Source organism: Pseudoalteromonas sp. CO325X (genome assembly GCF_004208955.1).
In the GTDB taxonomy this organism is placed as follows: domain Bacteria; phylum Pseudomonadota; class Gammaproteobacteria; order Enterobacterales; family Alteromonadaceae; genus Pseudoalteromonas; species Pseudoalteromonas ruthenica.
Window position 1 is genome coordinate 361947 of record NZ_SGPG01000014.1, and the last position, 26055, is coordinate 388001.

At 47.7% G+C, this 26055-nt stretch carries 23 protein-coding genes; 11 read left to right on the plus strand and 12 right to left on the minus strand.

Translation table 11 applies throughout. The features are described from left to right. Positions 1-167 precede the first annotated feature (167 nt). Positions 168-1457, plus strand: a complete 1290-nt coding sequence (locus EXT46_RS06990; RefSeq protein ID WP_130146230.1) for a hypothetical protein — start codon at positions 168-170, stop codon at positions 1455-1457. A 55-nt stretch (positions 1458-1512) separates the two neighbouring features. On the opposite strand, the gene EXT46_RS06995 is transcribed toward EXT46_RS06990, so the two are convergent. From EXT46_RS06995 to EXT46_RS07025, 8 genes are all read right to left on the minus strand, one after another. Next, on the minus strand, positions 1513-2238 hold the full coding sequence (locus EXT46_RS06995; RefSeq protein WP_130146232.1) for a hypothetical protein: 726 nt from the start codon (positions 2236-2238) through the stop codon (positions 1513-1515). Positions 2239-2263: 25 nt separating this feature from the next. Next, positions 2264-2986, minus strand: a complete 723-nt coding sequence (locus tag EXT46_RS07000; RefSeq protein WP_130146234.1) for a hypothetical protein — start codon at positions 2984-2986, stop codon at positions 2264-2266. Further along, positions 2983-3315 (minus strand): hypothetical protein, encoded by a 333-nt coding sequence (locus EXT46_RS19000; RefSeq protein WP_240701096.1) that lies wholly within the window; start codon positions 3313-3315, stop codon positions 2983-2985. Before EXT46_RS19000 ends, EXT46_RS07000 begins: the two co-directional genes overlap by 4 nt. 119 nt (positions 3316-3434) lie before the next feature. After that, positions 3435-3854, minus strand: coding sequence for a hypothetical protein (locus EXT46_RS19005; RefSeq protein ID WP_240701097.1), 420 nt, complete (start codon positions 3852-3854; stop codon positions 3435-3437). A gap of 256 nt (positions 3855-4110) precedes the next feature. Further along, positions 4111-7065: a TonB-dependent receptor gene (locus tag EXT46_RS07010; RefSeq protein WP_130146236.1), complete on the minus strand. Its 2955-nt coding sequence runs from the start codon at positions 7063-7065 to the stop codon at positions 4111-4113. A 64-nt stretch (positions 7066-7129) separates the two neighbouring features. Further along, a complete protein-coding gene (locus EXT46_RS07015) occupies positions 7130-9754 on the minus strand; it encodes a glycoside hydrolase family 16 protein (RefSeq protein ID WP_130146238.1) in 2625 nt (874 codons plus the stop codon). A gap of 266 nt (positions 9755-10020) precedes the next feature. After that, positions 10021-10404: a VOC family protein gene (locus EXT46_RS07020; RefSeq protein ID WP_130146240.1), complete on the minus strand. Its 384-nt coding sequence runs from the start codon at positions 10402-10404 to the stop codon at positions 10021-10023. A 76-nt stretch (positions 10405-10480) separates the two neighbouring features. Further along, a complete protein-coding gene (locus tag EXT46_RS07025; RefSeq protein WP_130146242.1) occupies positions 10481-11464 on the minus strand; it encodes an LLM class flavin-dependent oxidoreductase in 984 nt (327 codons plus the stop codon). 253 nt (positions 11465-11717) lie between these two features. On the opposite strand from EXT46_RS07025, the gene EXT46_RS07030 reads away from it, so the two are divergent. Then, positions 11718-12602, plus strand: coding sequence for a LysR substrate-binding domain-containing protein (locus EXT46_RS07030; RefSeq protein WP_053909490.1), 885 nt, complete (start codon positions 11718-11720; stop codon positions 12600-12602). Positions 12603-12694: 92 nt separating this feature from the next. Then, positions 12695-13786, plus strand: a complete 1092-nt coding sequence (locus EXT46_RS07035) for an alkene reductase (protein WP_130146244.1) — start codon at positions 12695-12697, stop codon at positions 13784-13786. Here EXT46_RS07035 and EXT46_RS07040 read toward each other — a convergent pair. Further along, entirely contained in the window at positions 13783-14676 is an 894-nt protein-coding gene (locus tag EXT46_RS07040; RefSeq protein ID WP_205988223.1) for an MBL fold metallo-hydrolase, read from the minus strand. The two genes, EXT46_RS07035 and EXT46_RS07040, sit on opposite strands and share 4 nt — an antisense overlap. 128 nt (positions 14677-14804) lie before the next feature. Here EXT46_RS07040 and EXT46_RS07045 point away from each other — a divergent pair, with 128 nt between their 5' ends. Both EXT46_RS07045 and EXT46_RS07050 read left to right on the plus strand, forming a co-directional pair. Then, positions 14805-16073, plus strand: coding sequence for a glycerophosphodiester phosphodiesterase family protein (locus tag EXT46_RS07045; protein WP_130146246.1), 1269 nt, complete (start codon positions 14805-14807; stop codon positions 16071-16073). 214 nt (positions 16074-16287) lie between these two features. Next, the gene (locus EXT46_RS07050; protein ID WP_130146249.1) at positions 16288-18345 is read left to right on the plus strand and encodes a TonB-dependent receptor; all 2058 of its coding nucleotides are present in this window, start codon (positions 16288-16290) and stop codon (positions 18343-18345) included. Positions 18346-18349: 4 nt separating this feature from the next. On the opposite strand, the gene EXT46_RS07055 is transcribed toward EXT46_RS07050, so the two are convergent. Beyond that, a complete protein-coding gene (locus EXT46_RS07055; protein ID WP_130146251.1) occupies positions 18350-18745 on the minus strand; it encodes a hypothetical protein in 396 nt (131 codons plus the stop codon). 201 nt (positions 18746-18946) lie between these two features. Between EXT46_RS07055 and EXT46_RS19010 the strand changes: the two genes are divergently transcribed. From EXT46_RS19010 to EXT46_RS07070, 3 genes are all read left to right on the plus strand, one after another. Further along, positions 18947-19207, plus strand: coding sequence for a DUF1294 domain-containing protein (locus EXT46_RS19010; protein ID WP_276319718.1), 261 nt, complete (start codon positions 18947-18949; stop codon positions 19205-19207). A 99-nt stretch (positions 19208-19306) separates the two neighbouring features. Then, entirely contained in the window at positions 19307-19621 is a 315-nt protein-coding gene (locus EXT46_RS07065; protein ID WP_022945241.1) for a hypothetical protein, read from the plus strand. Positions 19622-19710: 89 nt separating this feature from the next. Beyond that, entirely contained in the window at positions 19711-21765 is a 2055-nt protein-coding gene (locus tag EXT46_RS07070; protein ID WP_130146255.1) for a S9 family peptidase, read from the plus strand. Between the two features lie 55 nt (positions 21766-21820). Here the strand turns inward: EXT46_RS07070 and EXT46_RS07075 are convergent, their stop codons facing one another. Next, positions 21821-22249: an organic hydroperoxide resistance protein gene (locus EXT46_RS07075; protein WP_130146258.1), complete on the minus strand. Its 429-nt coding sequence runs from the start codon at positions 22247-22249 to the stop codon at positions 21821-21823. A gap of 114 nt (positions 22250-22363) precedes the next feature. On the opposite strand from EXT46_RS07075, the gene EXT46_RS07080 reads away from it, so the two are divergent. The 3 genes from EXT46_RS07080 to EXT46_RS07095 all read left to right on the plus strand — a co-directional run bounded on the left by EXT46_RS07080 (position 22364) and on the right by EXT46_RS07095 (position 25076). Then, entirely contained in the window at positions 22364-22819 is a 456-nt protein-coding gene (locus EXT46_RS07080) for a MarR family transcriptional regulator (RefSeq protein ID WP_130146260.1), read from the plus strand. 425 nt (positions 22820-23244) lie between these two features. Beyond that, positions 23245-24111, plus strand: a complete 867-nt coding sequence (locus tag EXT46_RS07090) for an alpha/beta hydrolase (protein ID WP_053911374.1) — start codon at positions 23245-23247, stop codon at positions 24109-24111. Between the two features lie 86 nt (positions 24112-24197). Then, positions 24198-25076, plus strand: coding sequence for a type I restriction enzyme HsdR N-terminal domain-containing protein (locus EXT46_RS07095; RefSeq protein WP_130146262.1), 879 nt, complete (start codon positions 24198-24200; stop codon positions 25074-25076). A 96-nt stretch (positions 25077-25172) separates the two neighbouring features. Here EXT46_RS07095 and EXT46_RS07100 read toward each other — a convergent pair whose 3' ends face one another. Continuing rightward, positions 25173-25967, minus strand: coding sequence for a reverse transcriptase domain-containing protein (locus EXT46_RS07100; protein ID WP_240701098.1), 795 nt, complete (start codon positions 25965-25967; stop codon positions 25173-25175). Between the last annotated feature and the right edge of the window lie 88 nt (positions 25968-26055).

The following is a 26055-nucleotide window of genomic DNA, read 5'->3' on the forward strand; positions in this document are numbered from 1 at the left end:
TACAAAAGGAACGCTACATTAAATTTATTTTAATTTCCATTGCAGTATCAATAAGATGATTAATTATTGATACTAATTCAAATCTGAAAAATACTAGATATATTGACTTTAATTATCACTGTGTAAAAGATAGACATTACTGACTTTGATAAAAAGGGATTGCCGTTATGGTTAAGTACTTATTGGCATTAGCTGTTGTATATTCATGCTCTTCATACTCACACAGCGTGTACTCCAGAGCCAGTGAGTGCCATGTTGACGAGCGTTCGGCGCAATCTGTACAAGTAACATATCGAGCCCTTATGGGGTCATTCAGTGACGATGAGCTAATTACACAGACTAAAGAAAAGCTGCTGCATAAACTGCAAGATATCGCCGACAATACCGATGCGGGTATCATGGAAACGGCTGTCAGCTTTAAACGTGATCCCAACTCATCCAATATTGATGCAATTGCGCAAATCGCATCAGTCACTGAATGCTACGGTGATAGATTTAAAATAACGAAAGAGAATATTGATTATTTATCATCAACAGTTTTCAAATATACGAGCAACGACCTTGATATAGAAACTTCATTCACATTACCAGCCGCCCCCCTAAAACAGCTTCAGCAGTTAACACCGACTTTAATTCTCACCGAGGATTCTATATTTACTTTTAAAATGGGTGATGAATTCGCTCAAGTACTCGAAAAACTGGGCCGTTTTACTATGTTATGGCCGATAAATGACACAAAGTTACTGGCTTTTATTGGTCGCAATCATGTTTTTAGTTTTCACCAAGGTAAGTTAGTGGGTTATCAATACAACCAAGCTTTGTTGCCTATTTCGTTAGCTAACCAGTTGGAAATTGTTGCCGAAGACTTTACATTCTCCTTAAATGGAGCACAGTTTGCTTCTACAGCAACCCTTGATGGCCAGCAGGCAGCACTCATTGACTCGGCTTATAGCGACCCCAAATTTTTAACACTACAACAAGTTAGCGACCTTGATGAAACGGCGCAGAAGTTAGCTGGGTTTAGTGTAGGCAAGCCCTTCACCGACTTTAGCAAGGTGCAAACGTCTCCTTGCTACCAACACGCCATGACCATTGACGAGTATATTAGCACCTATGGAAACAGCCTAATTCAACTAGTCGATGCCGATAATAAGCGTGCTTTTTTTACCCCTTGTCGGCAAAAAATTGTGATGTCTACTGCAGAGCAAGTGGACCATATTAAACTCATGGAAGACTTCTCCGCCCGCAGGGCAGGCATCTACGGCAAAAACGAGCTCTTCGATACATTTTCAAAGTGGCAGTTTGCTGGCCTTGGCCAAGGAGACCCTTATGCCAAGCTTGAAGCCATGGGCAATGCTAATCTAGAGTGGGATACCGCTTATGTCACTACAGAAAAATGGCATGGGCAGTTTTTGGTGATTGATGACACCTTGATTAGTGGCAAAGTGTTCCATTAGCTGTGCCATGGTGTGGGAGCAACATTGTGGGAGCAGCTAAGCTGCTCCTTACCTATTACCACTTCGCCAGCAGCGTTATCGGTGCCCCTTGCTGCAAGCGAGTCACAATATAGGTGTTCACACTGGAATAGCTGCCGCCATCAACGCCATTTTCCATATAGAAAATAGCATCTTCGATGCCATCGCCATTATAGTCGCCTTGGGCCATGAGCGTTAAACGCTGAATACTGCCATCGGTATCGTAATACACCGCTTGGTCCTCACTCGCAGGCTCAACTTTTTTGATTGTGGTCACATCACTCCAGTGCTCGGACTGCGCCACCCGCTCAACCGTATCATTAGAGATAGCGAGGGCGAATTCGGCAGGTAATTCCTTGACCACTTCTTTACCATGAGTAAAGTTGATCCAACTCGTGTGAGAGGCTTCTAATTTCGCCATCGCCTGCCAGGTGTTGCAAATTAGCTCGAGCGCTTTAATAGCGCCTTGCATTGAAAAGTCTTCGCCCTTGAAACCTTGAGCCTGGGCTTGCTTTAATTGCTCACAGCTTGCAATTTCTGTGCTCTTGCCAGAATCATTTATTAGCGGATAACTAAAAAACCACTTACCACCTGCTAGCGCTTCCACATCCGCTCGGCTATCTAGTGACACGGGATCGACAAAACGCCCCTCAGTTTTATTGGTTTCGCTATAACTTGGAGCAATACTTGATTGCTCTGTATTTGCGCAGGCTGAAACAGAGAGCAGCATGGCCCCAGATAATAAAAAAGTGCTTCTAGTCATTATGAATGTGCCATAGACGACCTAATTACCACTGAGCCAACAGCGTTATCGGCGCCCCTTGTTCCAAGCGCGTTACGACATAAGCCTTCACACTAGAATAACTACCACCATCGACGCCATTTTCCATATAAAAAATAGCATCTTCGATGCCATCGCCATTGTAATCGCCTTGGGCCATGAGCGTCAGACGCTGAATACTGCCATCGGTATCGTAATACACCGCTTGATCTTCATTCACAGGCTCGACTTTTTTAATTGTGGTCACATCACTCCAGTGCTCAGACTGCGCCACCTGCTCAACTGTATAATTTGAGATAGCGAGAGTGAATTCGGCAGGTAATTCTTCGGCCACTTCTTTACCGTGGGTAAAGTTGATCCAACTGCTGTGAGAGGCTTCTAGTTTCGCCATCGCCTGCCAGGTATCACAGATATGTTTGGTTGCTATTACCGCCTCTTGATAAGAGTATGTATCTGCCTTGAAGCCTTCCGCTAAAGCCTCTTTGAGCTCTAAGCAATTCGATACCTCTATAGAGTCCCCCTCTTTATTGAGGGTATCTTGGTAATACCACTGTTTGTTGTGAAGTGCGGCAACCTCTGAGCTATTTTTCAGCTCAATGCGTTTATCAAAGAAGCTTCGGGCTTTATTGTCGAAAGTATAATGAGGCTCTATAACGGTATTGCTTGTCGTTGCACACGCACTCAGTGAACCAAAAAGAGCGGTCATTACTATAAGGTTTAATTTATTCATTGTGGATTAGCCAATAAGTTACGAACATAGATATTGCGCTCTTCGGAGATGTCTTTACGAGACGACTCCAGCGCGGCATTTCTATAGTCACCCGCGTTAATATAGCGGTTAAAGTTAGGAAAAGTATCTTTGAGCTTGGTCATACCCAGGTTAAAAATCATATCGAATAGCGCCAATTTGACATTGTCTGGGAAGGCCGCGAACTTATCGGCCCCGTATATTCTTTTTAGCTCCGATTCAAACTGCCGAATATGCTTCTCTACCTGCGCGTCCATAGTGCTTTGTGATAAGTATAATTTAGTAAAAGGTTTAAACTTACCTGCTCGCATACGCTTTCCGAAAGGCTTGCTTTTAATTAACTGATATTCAGACTCTATTTGCGCGGCAGTAGCCGGCTGCCCGGTGGCATTGACAATAAAAGGTAATTTCTTGGCTTCATCTACGTTACTCAGTAGGTGGCCACACCAACGGTCGCAAAGCCTTTGGTATCCAAATACATGTGCTCTACGCGGCCCTCATAACGCTCAATATTACTATAAAGCGACACTTTCAAGGCTCCAGAAACCGGTGTCTGCGCGCTGGCGCTCGCTTGAGAGAGCTTTTCATTTACTTTGCGATGGGTACGCCCATTTACATCCACTTTGCCATCGGGACGAACCATCCCCACCACTTTTTGTTGAAATAGGTTTATCGCAGCAACGGTTTTCGACTGTTCAGGACGGCTTCCTAAACGACCATCAACGACTAATCGCTGAGTGGGCGCAATGAGTCTCAGTAGAGCGTTTAATGCTTGCTGTACCGCTTTAATGTCATTGGGATTATTGACACCGTTGATGCCGACAGATTGGGAAATACGCATGGTTGTCATGAGTTCATCCTTGTTAAAAGTATTCCTAAGGCACCTATACGACCATGAAATTAGGCGCTAATTGGGGCAATATTAAACAAAACAGTTAAAAATAGCCAGTTGTCCGTTTAGGTACTTGACGCGGTGCTACATCAAAGCCCCCTTCTACTCAGTGACATAAGCTCAAGTGGTTACTGTATATAAATAAAAAAAGCCGCTCGGTGAGCGGCTAGGTTGGTTCTAGGGATAAACCCTGTCGTGGAGCTAAAATTAATGGCTAAAAGCTATAGCGCGCACCCAAGGTGTAGCGCGGTCCATATTGACGTGCAAATAAGAACTGCTCTTCATATCGGCCGTAACCACGCTCCGTTTCATTATTGAGATTCACACCTTCGGCAAACACGGTAATGTGCTCATCAATGTCGTAATTAACGCTTATATCCCATTGCCCATATGTGTCGCTATACTGCGGCGGCGCATCTGAGGAGCCCTGGTCTTGGCCCACACCAATCAGATACGAGTCACGCCATGCATAAGTGATCTTCACCGATAAGCCATCTTTTTCATAGAACGCCTGGAAGTTTGCAGAGTCGCTCAAGCCAGTAAGTGGAGCTTGTTGCACCAAGCTTTCACTATCAAACTCGACATCGCCGTCAACAAAAGTTGCGTTTACACCCACACCAAAGCCAGATTCCCCGAACAAGTGCTGCACCGCTACTTCAAATCCGTCTACCGCTTTGCTGTCGGTATTCTGCGGCTGGCTGATGTTCCAAACAATAAGCGGATCATCACTGCTTGGCTCAATTTTACCTTCGCCATTACCATAGCCTAGTGCCAGCATTTCATTATAGATTGCATCGCTGGTCGCCTGCTCACCACGCCCTTCAATCGCAGCCACGGCCTCTCGGTAACGAGGACCATCAAGAATATCGTGCAAACCGTCTATGGTGGTTTCAGTGATGGTTGTTTGGATAAAGTTATCCACGTCTTTTTTGAAATAACCCAGTGACGCGTAGCTGCCTTCGCTGTAGTAATACTCTAGCGATAAGTCCAAATTAGTGGACTCAAATGGCAATAGATTGGGGTTACCTTGGGCACCGGTTCGCGAGCCTGGCTTAGGGCTGCCCGTTAAACTACGGCCGCCGGCCAAATTACCCAAAGGTGCACGTGACATGGTTTTACCCCATGATACCCGTGCAACCAAATCGTCGGTCAAATCCACCTTAGCATCAATCATCGGCAGTAGGATGTCGTAGTCACCCTCTTGAGTCAGGAAGTTGTTCGTGCCGCCTTCGGCGTATTGCATAATCCACTCTGACGCACTTTCCCAATTCACTTGTTGCTCTACACGCTGGCGTACAATGCTAGTTACATCGGTTTGCTCATAACGTAAACCGGCATTCACTTGCACGTAGTAATTGGCGACGTCGAACTCCCACTGCGTTTGCAAGTAGAGGCTTTGCGTTTGCTCTTCAACGGTATTCTGACTATCAATACCATCAAAGAAAGGATCGATAGAATATACATTGTCACCTACTACATCTTCAGTAAGGTAAGCCAACTGGCGAGCAATGGCCTCATCAAAGTCGTAGGTGTAGTAATAACCCGGTTGTAAGTCACTACCACCTCCAGCAAATTGATCAAGGAGATCGCCGGTTTCATGGTAGGTGAACATATTATCAGGGAAAATCTCGGGGAACGCCGGATTGAAACCAGGGCCGCCGCGCAGACCGCTCCACGCCGTGAAACCACTCATGGTTTGCTCAGTGTGCGAGCCACCGAATTGCACGCGGATCAGTGGAATATCAAAGCTGTCGTTGTACCATTCGCTATGCAATTGCGCCTGTTTGATATCCGATTCACCCGGTGAGTAGATGAACTGACTAAAGTTAGAATCAATTTCACTCGGGGCTAACGTAGTGGTGCCATTTTTCCAGTTTACCAAGGCATGAGGGATGTCCCCTTCTCGGTAATCATAAATTTTATTAATAAGCTGATCGGAGCCCAAGATCACTTGCCCGGCGCTGCCTAGCCCGTCATCGGCACCATTGTCAGTTTCGTTATTAGAATCATGATAATCAACAGCAACCTGCCATTGATCGTTGATTTGCCAATCGACGTTGAGGCCCACAGAACGTGCGGTGACTTCGGTGGTTGAACGGTTGGCGGTAAACGACGCATCATTACCACTAATGTCAGCGAAGAGTGCGGTGCCATTTTCATCAAGCTCGTAGCCGTTAATATTGCCACCAAACTCGTTCCAAATTCCCCAACCAATGCTGTTAGAGCCAGTAATAGCCCGGCTCGCCGTATAATCCAGCGTCACCACAATATCATCGATAGGCGCGTACTGAAGCGTGACCTGCCCGTTGGTGCGCTCGCGCTCTAAGTCTTCAATACTGTAGTTCATATCTTTAGGAAAGAAATGATTACCCACCCGGTTGCCATCAGCGTCTAAAGGACGGGGATCAATCACACTGCCGTCATCAAGCGACGGTAAATCTACGTTCGCTTGCCAACCTTGAATGTTTGCTTGTTGTTTTTGAAAGTCACGTTCCTGATGCGAGAAGGTAAAGCCAACACCGAACATATCATCATCAAAGGTGTTGCTGTACACCGCAGAAAACTCTGGAGTGACGTCATCCCCTTGTTCATTAGAGGTATCGTGAATAGCCTTGCCGGTTACGGTAAAGTGCTGCCCAGGGCGTTGGAAGGGTCGCGAAGTAACAATGTTAACCGTCGCGCCTAAGCCACCGCTGGGGACATCTGCACGCGCGGTTTTAAAAACTTCTAAGGTGTTCACACCCTCTGAGGCGATGTTTTCCAGGTTGTACGAACGCGTGTAACCTGTTCCTGGCATTTGTCGGCCATTAAGGGTGATAAGGTTAAACTCAGGGCCAAAACCACGTACGGTAATTTGGCTACCCTCGCCGTTAGCCCGACTTACCGACACCCCGGTTATGCGCTGCAATGACTCAGCCAAGTTAGTATCTGGGAACTTACCCATTTCCTCTGCAGAGATTGCATCGACAACGCCGGAAGATTGACGTTTAAGATCCATGGAACGAATCAAACTGCCTCGGATCCCTTTAACTTGAATAACTTCTATTTTCTTTTCAGCATTGTCTTGTTCTGTCTGTGCCCAAGTTGGCATGGCCACACCAAGGCCTGCGGCAAGGCTCAGCGACACTGAGACAGCTAGCGATGATTTCTTAAATGTTGTAGGTTTCATGATTGCCTGCTTATACAAATTGTTGCCATAGGTTGCGGGCAGCGTACTACCCGCACTCAGTGTGTTAAGGATTCGCTATGACCGCGTTATCGATGCGATACACAGCACCTTCACCCATGCCCCAAGAAGGGAATACCATCACCACATTGATAGCACTGACATCCAAGCCAGCATTGAGTAGCTGTTGTAATGTGAAGGTGTAGGTTTGCCATTCACCCACTACAGGCTCTGCCCCTTCCTGACTGGCGCTGAGCGGCAGTTCCACTGCGGTTGCAGCACCCAATGACTCAATCTTGAATAACCATTGAGCGTCCGGGTTACCCGCATTGCTGGTAATCTTCATTTCAAACTGCACCACACCCTCGCTGAGCAAGCCGGAGGCATCAAATGACACGTTTTCATCTGCAAGGAAACCCATCACGGTTGGCGTCGCCCCGATTGTAAACTCAGCAACTGCGCCATGAGCTTGGTCGTCAGTCACTACAGCAGGCTCAGAGCCACCACAGCAAGCCCAAATACTCCACTGCTCAGCAGCCGCGTCTTTGAATAAGGTTAACCCATCATTCTCAGGGTAATAAATTTTGGCGTTATCAATGCGGTATACCGCACCTTCACCGCTGCCCCATGCCGGGAAAACCATTACTACATCAATGGCGCTTAAATCTAACCCAGCGCTCGCTAGGTCAGTCAACGGGAAGGTATAAGTTTGCCATTCACCCGCTTGTGGGGCGTGACCTTCAGCACTTGTTGTTAAATCAACTTCAGCGGCCGTTGCTCCGCCGCTTGACTCCAACTTGAGCAACCAAGGCGCATCTGGCGTATTCGGCATTGATGTCACTTTCATATCAAACTGCATCACGCCACCTTCAACGATAGCCGTGGCATCAAAGGGGTTATCACTGCCGCCTGCATCGCTGCGCGTATTAAAGCCCATAACGGTAGGTGTAGCACCAATCGCAAATTCAGCAACCAAACCATGGGTTTCATCATCCATGACTTCGATAGGTGTGCTGCCACCGCAGCAATCCCACATGGGCCAATCAACATTTTGGCCATCAGTGAAAAGGTCTAACTGCGGGTATTCGGCGTTTATCTCAACGTTATCGACTTGATAAACGGCGCCCTCTCCAGTGCCCCAAGCAGGGAAGATCATCACCACATCAATTGCTGACACATCAAGGCCAGCATCAGCTAACGCTTGGATTGGAAATGTATACGTTTGCCATTGGCCTACGACAGGAGCTTCACCTTCGGCGCTGGCGCTAAGGTTGAGCTCAACGGCGGAGCCAGCATCAAAGCTTTCAATTTTGAACATCCACGTGGCATCTGGATTCGCCGGAGCCGAAGTGACGCGCATATCGAAACGCACAAAACCAGTGTCGAGCATCCCGGAGGCATCATAAGGCGACGCCTCGCCCTCGGGATCAGTGATAAATTCGCTACGGCTGGTAAAACCATTTACCGTGGGTGCACTGCCGACAACAAACTCCACCACATTGCCTTTGCCTTCTACAGGTACTAAGCTCGGCGTTGAACCGCCACAGCAGTCCCAAGCAGGCCAATTAGGATTAAATTGGTCAGCAAAAATAGTCAGTGGATTGATGCCTGTTGATGGCGGTGTAGGCACAGGTGCCTTACCTTCAACTAATGCATCTGCAGGGTCATCATAACCAGGGCGAATTGTTTCGCAGCCTTTGCCTGTATCAGGGTTCGATGCACACTCATAAACGCGCACATAATCAATTTCAAACTTTTGTCCCTCGGCAAAAGCGCTGGCATCAATGCCCGTCTGATTGACGTTTTCCGGCCAATCACCGCCAACAGCAAGGTTGAGGATCATATAAAAATCTTGATCATACGGGGCATTATCCCAATGCGTGACTAGCTCACCACTGCCCTGCTCAAAATACTCTGCAAACCAACCGCGATGCTTTAAGCCCACAGCTTCATTTTTGCTGTTATAAAGCACCTCAGAACGACGCTGAGTAGCGTAAAGGTAGTCATCTACATACCAGCGAATTTCGCCTTCTTGCCATTCGATGGCATAAGTATGGAAGTCATCTGCGGGGTTCTCATCTTGAGGGAACTCATATGCTTTGCCACTGGACGCATTGTCTGGCCAATCGCGTCCATAGTGCAAAGTACCATGAATATTAGACTCCACCCCCTCATCGGTGGGCACTTTCAGGTTAACAGCTTCGAGGACGTCGATTTCTCCCGACTTAGGCCACGAACCATACACTTCATCGGTGGGCATCATCCAAAACGCCGGCCAACTGCCCTGTCCTGAGGGCAACTTGGCACGAACTTCAAAGCGCCCGTAAGTAAAATCGGCCTTGTATCGGGTGTTTAATCGTGCCGACGTGTAAGGCTTCTCAGCCCCTTCTGATGCTGGTAGAGCAACAATATTGAGCACGCCATCTTCGATGTATGCGTTATCGCTGCTATCGGTATAGCATTGCTTTTCATTGTTGCCGCCACCGGCGCAATTGATTTCATAGTTCCACTTTGAGGTGTCGATGCTTTCACCACTGAAATCATCTTCCCAAACCATGACCCAGTTGGAGGCAGGTGCACTAACCTCTGTGGTGGTGACATCAGTCTCAGTGGCGGAGCCGCCACACCCAGTCAGTACAGCTAATGAGAGCGCTGCCAAAGCCCGAGTCGTGTGTGTTGCTGCTTTGTTCATTTTGTTGAACCCCAACATTAATTGGTTATTAGTATCTAACTGATTTAATTGTATTTTTATTGTCAACCAGCATTTTGTAAGCGCTTTCAAAAGTACTCAAATAAAAAGCGCAAATTATGTAAGCGCTTTCATAACATATGACATGGTCGTTAAAACGTCAATAAAATGCAGTTATTTTTTAACACAGGGTTAACTATATGGGGACAAATACACGCAACAAAGCGCCCACCTGGGCGCCTATAGTAAGATTCACATTTCCCTACCTATTAAGCAGGGCTTGGCATATAAAATACATTCAACTTATTGCCATCTAAGTCTCGAAAGTAGCCAGCATAAAAGCCAGGGATATCACCACGCTCACCGGGCTCTCCTTCTTCTTTAGCACCAAGAGCAATCGCCTTTTGGTAAACCTTATCGACCAAATCCGGGGAACTGGCCTGTAATGCCACCATAGTTCCATTACCGGCGCTTGCTGGGCTCTCATCATAGGGCTTCACTATCGCTAACCCGGCGCCCACAGGGCCAGTCGACCAAGCGATTAAGCGCTCATTCTCCATAAACCGCGCTGCACCAAGTTGGCCCAACAAAACATCATAAAAAGCCGCAGCCTTTTGCAAATCATTTGTACCTAAAGTGACGTAGCCAATCATGTTGTGTTCCTTTTTTAGTAATGCAAGATGCTCATCAAGCATATACGGGGATAAACCACGCGCCAACCCATATCTATCACCCGTGCATTATCAGCTCATAAGAGTTCAAACGCGCTTGTTGATCATAAATAATATTGTGTAGCATGATTTCGTCAGCCTCCGTACGCGCCTGTAACCCACGCAGCCCGGCCTGGACTTTCTCTTTATTACCGATGATTGACTCGCGCAACATCCGAGTCACTTGTTGGCGTTCCAGTTCGGTCCAGATCGCATCCATATTATCGGTGGGAGGAGGGATCAGCCCCTCTTGCCCCCTGATCATACTGACAAACTTTTGCTGCCCTGTGGTTGCGAGAAACTCGGCTTGCTCGTTAGTAGCAGCGGCAATTGCATTCACCGCTACCATCACATAGGGAGCACTCAGTTGAGCGCTGGGCTGAAACTGTTCACGATACAATTCTATCGCGCGCATCATAAAGTCAGGGGCAAAGTGCGCAGCGAACGCAAAGGGTAAGCCTTTTTGTGCCGCGAGCAAGGCACTGTAAGTGCTTGAACCAAGTAGCCACAACGGCACGTGAGAACCGACTCCAGGGTAAGCTCGCACGCGTTGGCCAGGTTGTTCCTCACCAAGAAAATACTGCAGCTCTTCAAGTTGCGGCAACAAATCTTCCGCAGCCTTTGCATCACGTCGCAACGCACGTGTTGTTACGCCATCGCTCCCCGGCGCACGGCCAATGCCTAAGTCGACGCGCTCAGGAAACAGCGCTGCCAAGGTGCCGTATTGTTCAGCGACAATCATCGGCGCGTGATTGGGCAGCATCACGCCCCCCGAGCCAATACGTATACGCTGAGTATGAGCGCCGATGTACGCCAGTAAGGTGGACGTGGCGGCGCTGGCTATGTCGGGCATATTATGATGCTCCGCCATCCAAAAACGATGGTAACCTAAACGTTCCACATGTTGGGCAAGCTCCTTAGCGCGGGCAAACGCTTCATTGGCGTTGCTACCTTGCACCACGGGCGCGAGATCAAGCACACTGAGCTTAGCAATAGCGGTCATTATTACCTCTTCATTTAGCACGTTCTACATTATGTTGATAGGGCCACCTTAACAACATCTCTACCGGTACAGCAGCCACAATATGGCATTATCATGATGCTATTTCGGCATCAATAATCGCAAGCTCCCTCAATAAAGCCCAAGTGGTCATCAAGATATCAGCACAAAAACAAGGGGTATGTGACTACTCAGTTGCAATAATCTAATAAAGAAGCAAAAATCAACGCTAATATGATCACTCACTGAGATAATCATGCCTCTCACTGCTAAAACCCAAGATATTGAAATATTCCTCACCGTTGTGGATGCTGGCAGCTTCTCTAATGCCGCAAAGTTAATGGACCAGCCTGTAGCAAAGGTATCCCGTGCGATTAGCCGCCTAGAGCAGGCGCTTGATGTGCCGTTATTTAACCGCACGACCCGACGAATTAGCCTCACCCATGAAGGCCAAACTTATGTCGATTATGCGCGCCAAGGTTTAAACACGCTTGCCAAAGGTGAGGAGGCAATCGGCCTGTTAAATCAGTGCCCTAAAGGAAATTTACGGGTTGATGCTGCGAGCCCTTTTGTCCTGCATCAACTGACGCCATTGGTGAATGAGTTTTGCCAAGCCTACCCCGGCATAAATTTAGATATCTCCTCCCATGATGACGTTATTGACTTACTTGAGCACAAAGCCGATGTCGCGATTCGCATTGGTGATTTGGCCGACTCGAACCTCCATGCGCGACTGCTAGGGCGTTCGCAGCTGCACATTGTTGCCAGCCCCGAGTATCTGCAAACACAACCAATAAACTCTCTTGAGCAGCTCAGTAAAGCGCGAATTATCGGCTTTAGCGACGCTCCACACCTTAATAATTGGCCATTACGTCAGGCTGTACACTTACCTTTTGCCATCACCGCATCCAGTGGTGAAACAGTACGCCAGTTATGTATTGCCGGGCAAGGCGTGGCGTTGCTTTCTAATTTTATGGTGGCGAAGGACATCCAGGCTGGACGCCTGCACTGCGTGCTGAGTGACGCGATTAGCTCACCCAACCGCCGCGAGTCGGTACAAGCGGTGTACTATCGCAACAGTGCGGTGTCATCGCGCATTTGCGCATTTTTAGACTTTATTGCCCCTCGGCTACAGCTTTAGTTACATTTTTTGTAAAAGTGTTTTGCCAAAAGCACTGTTTTTCGCAAAAGAAAACTCCTATAGGCTGTTGTTTATACCTATCAGGAGGCTTTATGACATCCCTATTTTCACCCGTTAAATTGGCAGGAAAAACGCTTAAAAACCGCATTGTTATGCCACCGATGACACGTTCGCGTTCAACCCAACCGGGTGACATCGCTAATGACTTAATGGCGACCTACTACGCGCAGCGTGCCAGTGCCGGACTGATTATCAGTGAAGGGACGCAAATCAGCGAACTAGGTAAAGGCTATGCCTGGACCCCGGGGATCTACACCCCAGAGCAGGTTGCCGGTTGGCGCAAGGTCACCGACGCCGTCCACCAAGCCGGCGGCGTGATGTTTGCCCAGCTGTGGCATGTCGGCCGCGTATCTCATGAAAGTAATACTGGCGGCAAGCAGCCCATCTCATCGTCTGCTATTCAAGCCAAGGGGGTGAAGGTGTTTATCGATGACAATAACAACCCAGGTTTTGTCGAGGCGCAAATGCCGCGCGCCATGAGCGTTGCAGAAATCCACGAGGTCATCGCGCAGTATCGCCACAGCGCCCAATGCGCCAAAGAAGCAGGCTTTGACGGCATTGAGCTGCATGCTGCCAATGGGTATCTAATCAACCAGTTTTTAGACTCACAAGCCAATAACCGCAGCGATGAGTATGGCGGTAGCCTTGATAATCGCCTGCGCTTTTTGCGTGAAGTCGTCAGCGCGGTCAGTGAGGTGTTTGGTGCAAACGCCATAGGGGTCAGATTAGCACCGTTAACAACCTTAAATGGCGCGGTAGATGACAACCCTCAAAGTACCTATGTGGCTGCAGTGCAGGCTCTTAATGAGCTTAACGTTGGCTATGTCCATATTGCGGAGGCCGACTGGGACGATGCGCCTTTAATGAGCACGCAGTTTAAGCACGCTATCCGTGATGCCTTTGATGGGCTCACTATTTACGCGGGTAAATACACCAAGGCGCGCGCCGAACAAGCACTAGAGGACGGCTGGGCCGATATGATTGGCTTTGGTCGCCCCTTTGTTGCCAACCCGGATTTACCGCAGCGCCTCAAAGCAGGTTTGCCTCTAGCAGAGCATGATCCGCAAACATTATTTGGCGGTGGCCCTGAGGGTTATACTGATTACCCCAATGCGACCACTTAGTGTTCGTTATCTTTAACGCTCACATCGGGGCGAAAATTAAAGTAAGACTCTTCTATCAACGTGCGGTACACACCGGCAATATTTTGCGCTCGCCACTTCTGGTACATGGGCAGGTGGCTGAATTCAGGAAAATGTAGCTGTTGCTGCATTTGCGTCAAAGTATGGCCCGCCAACAGCGCGTCACGTACGCTATTATAAAGGGTCTTCAGGTAGGCAAGGTAGCGACGCACGTCGCCCTTGTCACCCATTTGTGCATGCCCCCCTACCAAAATATCAAAGTCGTGGCTTGCGAGTAATTGCTCTGTAGAGCGGATCATGCCGTGGATATCATAACCTTGTAGGTCTTTGTAAGGCATGCGACCTAACACCACCCAATCGACCACAAACATAACGTTTGCAGGCATGAAATGCATACTCACGTTACCGCGCCCATTATTGGGGCCGAAATAATTAAGCTGTACAGAGCTTTGTCCAAGCTCAGCGGTGAAAGAATCAGTGAAGGTAACGTCAGCAAAGCGCACGGGGGCTTTAGTCCAGCGCATGTCCTCATCTGCATAACGATGAGAAACAACGGTAGTCTGTTCATCGACGAGAAATTCGCCACCGAGCGTGTGGTCAATATGGTTGTGACTGTAGGCCATGAACTTAATGGCAACACCAAAACGAGAGTGAATCGCCTTTTTCAGCCATTTCGCCGCATCAGCATTAATAGGATCGGTGACAAATGCCCCCTTATCGGTGATCATAAAAACGCTGTGGTAGTGGCCTGCACTAAATCGATACACGTTATCTTTAACTTGCTCAATCACATAAGACTGAGCGCTGCTAGCAAAACTCACCACCCATAACAAACACATCAACACCTTATACATAAAACTCTTATTGTTCATTCACATTGCTGATAGTTTAGTCTACTGTGCAATTAACTGTAGCGATCAAGTGGTGCTTGTGTCGCTGTAATAAAAATAAAACATCGCGTCCTTATGATGGTTAAAAACCTAAAAAAGGAACTAACTCTATGCGCTTTTCTCTCATTAGTTGCTCGTTGGCGGCGCTTTTATTAAGCGGATGTAACAGCAGCTCAGATTCTGATCCTGTGGTGGTTGAACAGCCACAAACAGCCACTCCTGCTTCAGTGCAACTGGGCCCTCGCCCATTTGCGCTGGTTGATGCCATGGCTGCGGGGCCACTTAAAGAAGCACTGCAAGCATGTGCCGACGACAACTTCGTGGCTAGCGACTTTTCCATTGGCCACCGTGGCGCGCCCATGCAGTTTCCTGAGCATACCCGTGAAAGTTACATTGCGGCAGCACGCATGGGCGCAGGGATCTTAGAATGTGATGTCACCTTTACCGCCGACAATGAGTTGGTCTGCCGCCATTCGCAGTGCGATTTGCATACCACCACCAATATTCTAGAAACCGAACTTGCTAGCAAATGCTCAGAGCCTTTCACTCCCGCCGCAGACGGCGTACCTGCAAGCGCCCAATGTTGCACCAGCGATATCACCTTAGCCGAGTTTAAAACGCTCAAGGGAAAAATGGATGGAGCGAACCCAGCAGCAACCACTGTCAGTGAATATATGCAAGGCACGGCACCGTGGCGAACCGACTTATATGCCGCTCGCGGTACCTTGATGACCCACCAAGAAAGCATTGAATTGTTTAAATCACTGGGCGTAAAAATGACCCCAGAGTTGAAGTCACCTAGCGTCAGTATGCCCTTTAATGGCATGTCGCAAACCGATTACGCATCAAAAATGCTGAACGAGTATGAACTTGCGGGAGTCGCCGCCGATCAGGTGTGGCCGCAATCATTTAACCGCGATGATGTGTTGCATTGGGTTAACACTCATCCAGAATTTGCCGCACAGGCCGTTTACCTTGACGGTCGTGACGCCGAGCCGGGCTTTGATCCGAGTAATGCGCAAACTTGGTCACCCAGTATGGCTGAGCTGGTCAATCAGGGCATCGAAGTTATTGCGTCACCGATTTGGATGTTACTTGATTTAGATAATAATAATCAGATTGTTCCCTCGGCGTACGCCAAAGCAGCCAACGAGGCAGGATTGAAAATCATTGCTTGGTCATTAGAGCGCTCTGGACCGCTTGAGAGTGGTGGTGGCTGGTACTACCAATCAATCACCGATGCCGTTGATTCAGATGGTGTGATGATGCAAGTGCTGGATGTGTTAGCGCAAGATGTTGGCGTCATTGGTGTGTTCAGTGACTGGCCTGCGACCACCACCTATTACGCTAACTGTAAGTTGGCTAATAACGACGCTTAGCAGCGCTTATATCACCGAAGCGAGGCACCTAGCCTCGCTGGGTGCTTTCAACACCCCACCTCACTCGCCCCGACGGTGAACCGACAGTCAGACTAATTCCTTGGTATTTTGCCACCACTGTGCACCACAGTGATCAACCAATACCGTCTCAGAGTATAATTTTGCACTGCGCGCTACAAATCCGTACCATCAACAAAAAATGCGCAGAAAACGTATGCTTAGACCAACATTCTTATCTCTACTCGCGTTTACACAAGTGGCACTCGCTCAAGATGACTTAGCCGAGATTGAACGCATCACCACCACTGCCTCGCGATTGGCGGTAACAGATGAGGCAATGGCATTGAATATTGCTACCATCAATGCTGAACAACTCGCCCTTATTGGCAGCACACACATTGAAAAAGCCATGAAACAAATCGCCGGTGCCAATTTACAACACGGTAACGGCCAAGAATATTTACCATCACTGCGCTCTCCGGTATTCACCGGCGGGGGGGCATGTGCCGAAGTGTTGGCGCTAGAAGATGGTATTGCCCTGCGTGCAGCCGGTTTCTGCAACGTTAATGAACTGTTTGAAGCGCACAGTGAAATGGCCGAGCGTATTGAAGTACTTAAAGGGCCAGGCTCTGCGCTGTACGGCTCAAATGCTGTGCACGGGGTAATTAATGTGATTACTCCCGATACGACTTATGGGGGCGGCTTCGCTGGCCTTGATGTGGGCTCGTATGGCTATAAACGCGCAAAACTGCGCGCCGGTAAAGATTTAGGCGAGCAAGGTTTTGGCATTAATAGCAGTATTACCCGTGATAGCGGCTACCGCGATGACGAGAGTGTCGAACAAGAGAAAATCAATCTGCGCTATCGCTATAGCGGCGATACCTTGAGGGTGCAAACCGGCCTCACCTACACCCACCTAGACCAACAAACAGCGGGCTATATTGAGGGTTTTGAAGCCTATAAAAATGAGCAATTGGCACAGCAAAACCCCAACCCAGAAGCCTTTCGCAAAAATCGCGCGACGCGGCTATGGTCGCAATTTACTTGGCAAGCAAATGGGCAATCCACCTGGATGATCACCCCTTATGTGCGTGACCAGCAAATGACCTTTTTAAAGCATTTCTTACCGGGTAAACCGCTGGAGGAAAATAGCCAGCAAGGGGTTGGCCTACAAACGCTTTGGCAAACCCAACTCAATCATTCTTGGCAACTAAACCTAGGCATAGATGGTGAGTACACCCAAGGCGACGTGCTGCAATATCAACACCAGCCAACCACCGGCTCAGCCTTTTTACAGGCCACCGTACCACAAGGAAAGCATTACGATTACAGCGTTGATGCAACATGGTATGCCCCTTTTGCGCAGCTCTCTTATCGTCATTCGGCCTGGTTAGTGACTTTAGGGGCACGTTACGAGCACATCGACTACAACTACAACAACCATATGCTCGCTGGGCGTACCCGTGACGATGGCAGCGAATGTGGCTTTGGCGGTTGTCGTTATTCACGCCCCGCGAGCGGCGACAACAGCTTTGCCGATCTCTCCCCGAAGCTATCGCTGAGCTATCAGCTGAGCCCTGAACTTATTGCTTACACTAATCTCGCCAAAGGCTACCGCGCACCGCAAACCTCAGAGTTATATCAACTCCAGCGTCAGCAGCAAGTGGCCGATTTAAAAAGCGAAACCATCAATAGCGTGGAGCTGGGTGTAAAGGGGGCTTACAATTCAGTGCGCTTCAACCTGGCTGGCTACGTGATGCACAAAGATAACTTTATTTTCCGCGATAGTGACTTCTTTAATGTCAGTGACGGTGAAAGTAAACACCGAGGTATTGAGTTAGAACTACGCTATCAGGCTAGCAGCCGGGTAATGCTGCAACTTGCACTGAGTCGGGCGCTGCACACCTATGAGCACCAGCAAGTCATAGCTGACACTCAACTCAAGGGAAACATTATGGACACCGCGCCCAAATGGGTGGCTAATACCCAGCTGCACTGGCAAGTCAGTGACGATGTCGATGTTGCCCTGGAGTGGCATCACGTCAGTGATTATTACACCGACCCACAAAATTTGCACCGCTACAGTGGTCACGACCTCATTAATGTACGCGGTGCATGGCAAGTGAATAAGGACTGGCGAGTGATCGCTCGGGTCGAGAATGTTGCTGACACAGCCTATGCCGAACGTGCCGATTTCACGACTTTCAGCGGCGATCGTTACTTCCCCGGGCGTCCGCGCAGCGTGCTATTTAGTATCGAAAGGCAGTGGTAACTTATTAGCTTAGTGCGCTTAAGAGTATACCGGGGTCGGAGATCCCGGCCTCTTTGAGTGCTTCAGTGACCGCTTGGGTCATTTGCATAAGCTGTACTTCCATATTGGCAACAAGGTTGCGCTGTGATTCGAGCATAGTTTTGTGCGCTTCTTCATCATTGGGGTCTTGCTCGTTTTGCAGAGTTCTCAACCTTTCACGTGCTTGGTCTATTTGCTCTTTTACGCGCTCGATTTGCTCTAGCATTTTCTGAATATGCGCGGGCAGTTGCTCGCGCAAGCTCTGCTTAATGTCCGCCTCAGCCTGAGCTTTGGCTTGATTATGCTGGGGTTGCAGGCGTAAAGTGCCATCAGATTGAGGCGTTGTCGGTATAGATTGTGAGTAGGAAGAATCAATGCGCATTGCGCGTCCTTGGCATCATGGCTCGCTTTTAAATACTATCGGCACCGATTAGGTACACTTGAGCCAAAATTTATCGGACAACACATAATGAAGTTTATATTGCAGATTTGCAAAGGTGTTTGCAGCTTACTCTTTGTCTGCGCTGTCGCACTGCTCTGTTGGCAAGTGCAAACTCTTTGGCCCAGCGTCTTCTATTTATGCATGAGCACGATTACCTTTATGTGGTTTTGGCATGATAAACGCGCGGCGCAGCGCCAACGCCCACGTACACCCGAGCGTGACTTATTAATATGGTCGCTATTCGGCGGCTGGCTAGGAGCCCTTGCGGCGCAAACGTGGTTGCGTCATAAATCGCAAAAGCGCGCCTTTATCATAAAGCTATGGGTGACTATTTTGGTACATTGCTGGATGTTTATTATTGTTGCAGTACAACTGATTTTGAGTAGCGATGATTTATGGTAGTCATACTTTTGGCTAAGTATAAAAGTGCTGACTTTTTATACATTTTTGCTAAACTTGGGAACAAATAAAACGTCACGCTCGTTAAATGGATTTACAGCAATGAACTTAATTATTTTCTTACTCCTTTTTGGCGCCTACTTATGGGTGCGCTTTACCCTTCGTAAACAGCTACGTAGCTATGTTGAACAGTACTATCCCGACTTGCGCGCAGTGCTCAATCATAACCCGCTAAAACTCAGTAAAGCCAAAGCACTGGAAACCAACTTAGATGCCTGGCTCAACAACGAAAGTGGATACAGCCTGAGTGACGATTACATCAGCCGCAAGCGCAAGCAAATCTCATTGACCAACCAATGTGGCATGATCATCGCGCTAATCGCTATGCTGCTGCCCTTATTTTTTGCAACTCCATGACCAAGCTGTCATTTTTTATCGAATAAAGTTGCACCTACAGAGTATGGGTTTTATAACAGGGAGACTGACATAGCTGCCAAGGACAGATTATGAAATTCACTCCCCTCTCTTGGGCCATGGGTTTAGCTATCGCAACCAGCGGTATCGCCAATGCAGCCCAAAGCACTCGCCATGATGTACTCGCGCTTGAAGACGTTTTCAATCTTGAATATGCCAACCAAATCGATATCAGTGATGATGGCGATACCGTCTATTTTGTGCGCAATCGCATGGACATTAAGTCAGACCGCAAATTTAGTAATATTTGGCAGGTCAGCACCGACAATAAACAGCTGCAACCGGTAACCAGTGGCGTACATCAAGACTTTGCCCCCGTGTTATCCCCCGATGGCAGTCGCTTAGCGTTTATTTCTACACGAGATGGCAGCGCACAGCTGTATGTTAAGTGGTTAAACACAGGTGCGGTAAGTAAAATCAGCAACCTTACACAGAGCCCTTCCAAGCCCACCTGGACACCAGACGGCAAAAGCTTAGTATTCAGTATGTTTGTGCCCGCCAAGCCCAATAGCCCGGTGAGCTTACCCGGTAAGCCCGAAGGCGCAAAATGGGCCGACCCAGCGCTGTTTATCGATGAGGTTTACTACCGCGCTGATGGCGCCGGCTATACCAAAACAGGCCATAATCACCTGTTTCGTATTGCTGCCAACGGCGGCAACGCGGTGCAGCTCACATCCGGTGACTTTGACCATGGCGGCAGTATCAGCTTTAGTGACGATGGCAGCACCTTATACTTTTCAGCAAACCGTCACAGCGACCATGAGTTAAAGCCGATAAACTCTGAAATTTACGCGCTGGAGCTTGATACTCTCAGCATTCGCGCCATCACCGACCGAGATGGCCCAGACAGCCAACCGCAGGTGTCTCCCAATGGTCGTTACTTAGCCTATACCGGCTATGACGATAAGCGCACTAACTATGAAAACACTCAGCTCTATATCCGCGATTTAGAATCTGGCGAGACGCGCAGCTTAACGCCGGACTTTGACCGCGCAGTAGCGCAAATACAGTGGGCGGATGATAGTCGCGGCCTGTACTTTAGCTACGATAGCGAAGGCAAAACCACCATTGGCTACCAACCTTTGCGCGGTGAAGCCAAGGTGATCACCGACAAAGTGGGGAGCGTGTCTTTTGGTCGCCCCTACTCAGGCGGTGATTTTGACGTTAGCACCGAGGGTGATATTGCATTCACGCTCGCCGACACTCAGCGCCCTGCCGATGTGGCCTTGACTAAGCGCGGCGAAGCGCTGCGGTTAACGCATTTAAATGAAGATGCCTTGGCCAACAAAACGCTTGGTAAAGTGGAACAATTGTGGGTTAAGTCCAGCCACGATGAGCTCGACATTCAGGGTTGGATTGTTTACCCACCGCACTTTGATGCAACCAAGAAATACCCTTTGATTCTCGAGATCCACGGTGGACCGGTGGCCAACTACGGGCCTCACTTCAGCGCTGAAGCACAATTATTCGCCGCTCAAGACAACGTGGTGCTGTACATGAACCCACGCGGCAGTGACTCTTACGGCAAAGACTTTGCGCAAACGATTCATCATAACTACCCAAGCAACGACTATCATGATTTGATGACGGGTGTAGATACCTTAGTTGCCAAAGGCTTTATTGATGACACTAAACTCTATGTAACCGGTGGCTCTGGCGGCGGTGTACTTACCTCGTGGATAGTCGGCCATACCGATCGCTTTGCTGCGGCGGTGGTTGCCAAGCCTGTAATTAATTGGTTTAGCTTTGTACTAACGGCTGATTTTTATCCCTTCTTTGCGGATTACTGGTTCCCAGGCAAACCATGGGAGCATATGCAACATTATATGGAGCGCTCACCTATTAGCTATGTGGGCAATGTAACCACCCCCACCATGCTATTAACCGGTGAGGCCGATTATCGTACGCCTATTTCCGAAACGGAGCAGTTCTACCAAGCATTGCAATTGCAGGGGGTGGATACCGCCATGGTGCGTATTCCTGATGCCTCGCATGGCATCACCAAGCGGCCCTCGAACCTGATGGCAAAAGTCGCCTACATTCTGTGGTGGTTTGAAAAGCACGGCGAAAAGCAGGCCGATAAATAACCATATAAAGGCGGCGACACGCTGTCGCCGCCCTTGTCGCGACTAGGCTGTGCCTTTAGGCCAGCACCAATTCCACATCAATATTGCCACGTGTGGCATTGGAATAAGGGCAAACCTGATGCGCGGTATCCACTAATTGACGCGCCTGCGCTTTGTCCATATCCCCCAAATCCACGGTGAGCTTAGCGTCGATAGAAAAGCCCTGCCCTTTTGGACCAATTGCAACCTCACCCGTTACGGCAATATCCTGAGGTAACTTAATTTTTTGATCGCCAGCCACTTTTTTCAACGCGCCAATAAAACACGCTGAATAACCGGCGGCAAAAAGCTGCTCAGGGTTGGTGCCCTGACCATCATCGCCCCCCAGCCCCTTTGGGACCGATAGGTCAACATCTAAACGGCCGTCATCCGACTTGGCAGAGCCGTCTCGCCCACCAGTTGCCGTGGCCTTTGCACTATAAAGAATCTGTTCTAACGCCATTATTGGCCTCCTTCTAATTAACTATTTAGTAATTTACTTTGTATGCAAAATAAATAATAGCGATGGCCAACTTGAAGATCAAGTTATTTGCATGCAAAATAAAATAAAGGAGAGATCATGACCGACAATGCATTAAAACTTGACTACCAGCTGTGTCACCGCTTTTACACTGTGGCTAACGCCTTCACCCGGGCCTATCGCCCGTTATTGCGTGAGCTCGATATTACTTACCCACAGTACGTGGTGTTAATGGCATTATGGGAAAAAGACCAAATCACCATTCATCAATTACTTGAGAAAACCCATATTGATGGTGGTGCCATGAGTTTAATTTTAAAAAAGCTCACGCAGAAATCTTTTGTGCAGGTGATCCATGATCAGCATGACAAGCGGGTAAAGCGGGTGGTACTCAGCGACTATGGAAAAAAAGCCAAACACACCGCGCAAAAAATTCCCCAGCAAATGCGCTGTAACCTCAAAAATATCAGTGATGAAGAAGGGATGGAGTTGATACGACTAATAGACAAGGTGAGTGATGACTTACACACTACACTTTGTGAGGCCGATACTTAGTAAGCACTGCTCAAACAACCTCGTTATCGCCCAATGAAGCTGGGTGACGCTTACTATGAAAATGAGTATAGAAAGAAATCCATTTAAGATGTATATCAACGGCTGTGAGCGAATATTGCTTCGTCAGGATAAACTCACCGATGTAGTTTAAAAATGGTGAATGAGTTCTCACTGAGCCAGCCTCAACAAATAGTTGTCTTTATATACAGCATTGTTGTATTTCTCCTATAGTCAGGAAAACGACCCATTGGGTCGTTTTTGTCGTGTCCACATTTAGAGCAATGCAGCATAACTTCAATGCTGGTAAGTACTTCCTAAATTTGCTATCAATGGTCTAAGGACGAAAACGAGACAGGTTGCGGCAGAAAAACGACCCAATCGCTCGATATTAAATTGTTAAGCCTCATCGAGAGAATGGAGTCGATATGAAAACAATCATAAAGTTATTTTCAATTTTTATTGGTTTTTGCGCACTAGCTGCGGAGCCAGACTTAAAGCCGACAAAATCTGGGTTATATGATGTTGGTGAATTTAAGCTATATCTTGAGTGTTACGAAAACGACAAGCCACAACTAATACTGGAGCAGGGTTTCGGGCGTTATGGCTCGGATGGGGTTTGGTTAGAAAATATAAAGAGATTGAAAAATGATTTCAGCATCTGTTTGTATGATCGTGCAGGGTTGGGTAAGAGCGAAAAGGGTAGCGTTCCTTTTACGGTCAATGACATGGCAAGCAGACTCAGAAGTTTGCTTCAAAATGCCAATATCAAAGGGCCATTTTATTTTGCAGGTGGCTCATATGCATCTTATATCATCACTGCGTATAACAACCTCTACCCACAAGAAGTTATGGGAGCCGTACTGATTGATCCGCCCCCGTTGGGTTACTTTTACACTATGGGGACAAGGTGGCCAGAAAACTATCAAACAGACAATCAGGACTTAGAACGCTTTTATCAGTTTGAGCAAAGTGTTCATAATCCTATGTTTGAGAGAGTTCCTGAAAATGTAGATCATATGAAAAGCTACGCATTACTGGCTAACGCAGATGATTTTGGTACCAAGCCTATTATCGTTGTGCGCTCCAAGTTAACGGGAGAGCGATACGATCCGCCTTTCGTTCCTGATGACATAGCCAAATCAATGGATGAGCTTTACTCCGAAGCGGAAAATTACTTTAAAGGTTTATCTACGAATAGCCGTGTGATCTATTCTGAATCAGAAAAGCATCATCTTCATATCGCGGATCGTGATTTGGTCGTTAAAAGTATTAAAGAGCTTGTTGGTAAATGAGGCTTAACAAGCGCAAGCACGCGGATCAATTTTCCGCTGCGCTTCAAATTGCCCGGTGTTGCGGGCATTAGGGCTAAAGGAATAGTATGTTTGAAGATTTTGATTTTTCAGTATTAGCAGACCCTTATTTTAAAGAGGATGCTGTAAGAGAAGAGTTAATTGTTCCAATTATTAAGTCTTTGGGTTACAAAATATCTGGAAGTTCTAGGATCATAAGAAGTAAACCGCTAGTACACCCATACGTTGCAATCGGTTCTCAGCAAAGAAAAATATCAATTATCCCTGATTACGTATTCACTTCAGAAGAAAAACCGTATTGGATATTGGACGCAAAATCACCTTCCGAGGATGTTTTCAAAAGTAAGCATGTTGAACAAGCTTATAGTTATGCCATTCACCCAGAAATTAGAGCCGAATATTATGCTTTGTGCAACGGGAGAGAGTTCGTTTTATACCATGTAAGACAATTCGAACCCGTCATTCAGGTCTCTTTAAAAAACATCTCTGAAAAATGGGATACTCTATACAAACTCTTAAACCCAGACACTAAAGCCGATCCCGATATAGTGAATTTCAAACCTGATTACGGTATTTTTATGCTGCGTGCAGGAATGTCAGATAATTTCCAATTCATTGGTTCAGCCATTCATTCAAATTTTATTGCAAAGGTTGAGGATGGTTTGTACACGACAGTGTCCGTAATACCGGGTAATGTTGAATGCGCTATATCTTTAGACTTTAATGAGTTGCAGCTGGATAGCTTAGCCAAGTTACTCCCCGAGCACTTAGCCAGCAAATTGTTAGCTGGTTTAAAACGCCAACCTTATTATGTTCTGCTAGAAAATGAAGAGTTTAAATTTGGGGTTTCTGCTTACGCAACTAACCAAATAATTTCCAACAACAATGAACAGTACCTGCCGTTTCAAGTGGCTGAGTTTCTAACATATAAAAATATTGAAAGCTGAGGCGTTTAGCCCTAATCGGGTAGCCGGAGGTATCTAGCCTCCAGCACCCACACCACCCTGCATGCGGCTCCGCACAGGGCGGTTCATCTAGAACACCTAACCTGTTTTCTGGTTAGGATAGTGAACGGCAATCCATCCATTTCTTAGTGAATACAATCCTGCTTTCATTAGGTACTCGTTACTCAGTGCTTGTTGTATGCCTGGGGTTTTCGAGCTACGCCAAGGACCTTTACTTGTGATCCCACAAGCAACGGCAGCTTGGATCCTGACACCTCGTTTAAGTAAGTTCTGCACCTTAGTCCGTGGTTTCCGCCACTGACGCCAATAGCACATACGCACTCGACGACGGATCCAGTGGTCTAAATCGACACAGCCTTGGTAAGCGTTGGCTATCCCAAAATAATTTATCCAACCTTGCATATATTGCCACAGTTTAAACAGTTGATAACTCATACTGACTCCCCAATTGCGGTTCGTCAGTCGTCGTATCGTTTGTTTGAAAATGTGCAGCGTGTTTGTATGCCATTGGATCTTTCCTCGGTTAAAGGTGAAACCAAGGAACTTGCTTTGGCCTACCTTAACCACTTGGCTTTTGTGCTCGTTAACGACCAGTTTTAGCTTAGTGGCAAGATAATGAGTAATACTCTTGAGAACACGCGTTCCCGCCCGTTGTGACTTCACCAAAATGATAAAGTCATCAGCGTAGCGGGCGAAGTGATGTCCTCGGCTTTCCAGTTCTTTATCCAAACTATCAAGCATGATATTTGATAGTAATGGTGAGAGTGGGCCGCCCTGAGGGACACCTTCGAAGCTTGCTTCAAATTGGTCGTTGACCATTACGCCCGCTCGCAGGTATTTGCCAATAAGCGCCAGCAGACGCTTATCCTGCACCTTACTCCTTAACTGAGTCATCAACAGATCGTGATTGACGCGGTCAGAATATTGAACGTGCAAAAGCTGCGGCTCAGGCAAATAAAAT

What these genes read in the sequence shown, in the direction of transcription:
- EXT46_RS06990 (WP_130146230.1), top strand. Translation starts at nt 168, where the DNA reads ATGGTTAAGTACTTATTGGCATTAGCTGTTGTATATTCATGCTCTTCA.
- EXT46_RS06995 (WP_130146232.1), bottom strand. Translation starts at nt 2,238, where the DNA reads ATGACTAGAAGCACTTTTTTATTATCTGGGGCCATGCTGCTCTCTGTT.
- EXT46_RS07000 (WP_130146234.1), bottom strand. Translation starts at nt 2,986, where the DNA reads ATGAATAAATTAAACCTTATAGTAATGACCGCTCTTTTTGGTTCACTG.
- EXT46_RS19000 (WP_240701096.1), bottom strand. Translation starts at nt 3,315, where the DNA reads ATGCGAGCAGGTAAGTTTAAACCTTTTACTAAATTATACTTATCACAA.
- EXT46_RS19005 (WP_240701097.1), bottom strand. Translation starts at nt 3,854, where the DNA reads ATGACAACCATGCGTATTTCCCAATCTGTCGGCATCAACGGTGTCAAT.
- EXT46_RS07010 (WP_130146236.1), bottom strand. Translation starts at nt 7,065, where the DNA reads ATGAAACCTACAACATTTAAGAAATCATCGCTAGCTGTCTCAGTGTCG.
- EXT46_RS07015 (WP_130146238.1), bottom strand. Translation starts at nt 9,754, where the DNA reads ATGAACAAAGCAGCAACACACACGACTCGGGCTTTGGCAGCGCTCTCA.
- EXT46_RS07020 (WP_130146240.1), bottom strand. Translation starts at nt 10,404, where the DNA reads ATGATTGGCTACGTCACTTTAGGTACAAATGATTTGCAAAAGGCTGCG.
- EXT46_RS07025 (WP_130146242.1), bottom strand. Translation starts at nt 11,464, where the DNA reads ATGACCGCTATTGCTAAGCTCAGTGTGCTTGATCTCGCGCCCGTGGTG.
- EXT46_RS07030 (WP_053909490.1), top strand. Translation starts at nt 11,718, where the DNA reads ATGCCTCTCACTGCTAAAACCCAAGATATTGAAATATTCCTCACCGTT.
- EXT46_RS07035 (WP_130146244.1), top strand. Translation starts at nt 12,695, where the DNA reads ATGACATCCCTATTTTCACCCGTTAAATTGGCAGGAAAAACGCTTAAA.
- EXT46_RS07040 (WP_205988223.1), bottom strand. Translation starts at nt 14,676, where the DNA reads ATGAACAATAAGAGTTTTATGTATAAGGTGTTGATGTGTTTGTTATGG.
- EXT46_RS07045 (WP_130146246.1), top strand. Translation starts at nt 14,805, where the DNA reads ATGCGCTTTTCTCTCATTAGTTGCTCGTTGGCGGCGCTTTTATTAAGC.
- EXT46_RS07050 (WP_130146249.1), top strand. Translation starts at nt 16,288, where the DNA reads ATGCTTAGACCAACATTCTTATCTCTACTCGCGTTTACACAAGTGGCA.
- EXT46_RS07055 (WP_130146251.1), bottom strand. Translation starts at nt 18,745, where the DNA reads ATGCGCATTGATTCTTCCTACTCACAATCTATACCGACAACGCCTCAA.
- EXT46_RS19010 (WP_276319718.1), top strand. Translation starts at nt 18,947, where the DNA reads ATGAGCACGATTACCTTTATGTGGTTTTGGCATGATAAACGCGCGGCG.
- EXT46_RS07065 (WP_022945241.1), top strand. Translation starts at nt 19,307, where the DNA reads ATGAACTTAATTATTTTCTTACTCCTTTTTGGCGCCTACTTATGGGTG.
- EXT46_RS07070 (WP_130146255.1), top strand. Translation starts at nt 19,711, where the DNA reads ATGAAATTCACTCCCCTCTCTTGGGCCATGGGTTTAGCTATCGCAACC.
- EXT46_RS07080 (WP_130146260.1), top strand. Translation starts at nt 22,364, where the DNA reads ATGACCGACAATGCATTAAAACTTGACTACCAGCTGTGTCACCGCTTT.
- EXT46_RS07090 (WP_053911374.1), top strand. Translation starts at nt 23,245, where the DNA reads ATGAAAACAATCATAAAGTTATTTTCAATTTTTATTGGTTTTTGCGCA.
- EXT46_RS07095 (WP_130146262.1), top strand. Translation starts at nt 24,198, where the DNA reads ATGTTTGAAGATTTTGATTTTTCAGTATTAGCAGACCCTTATTTTAAA.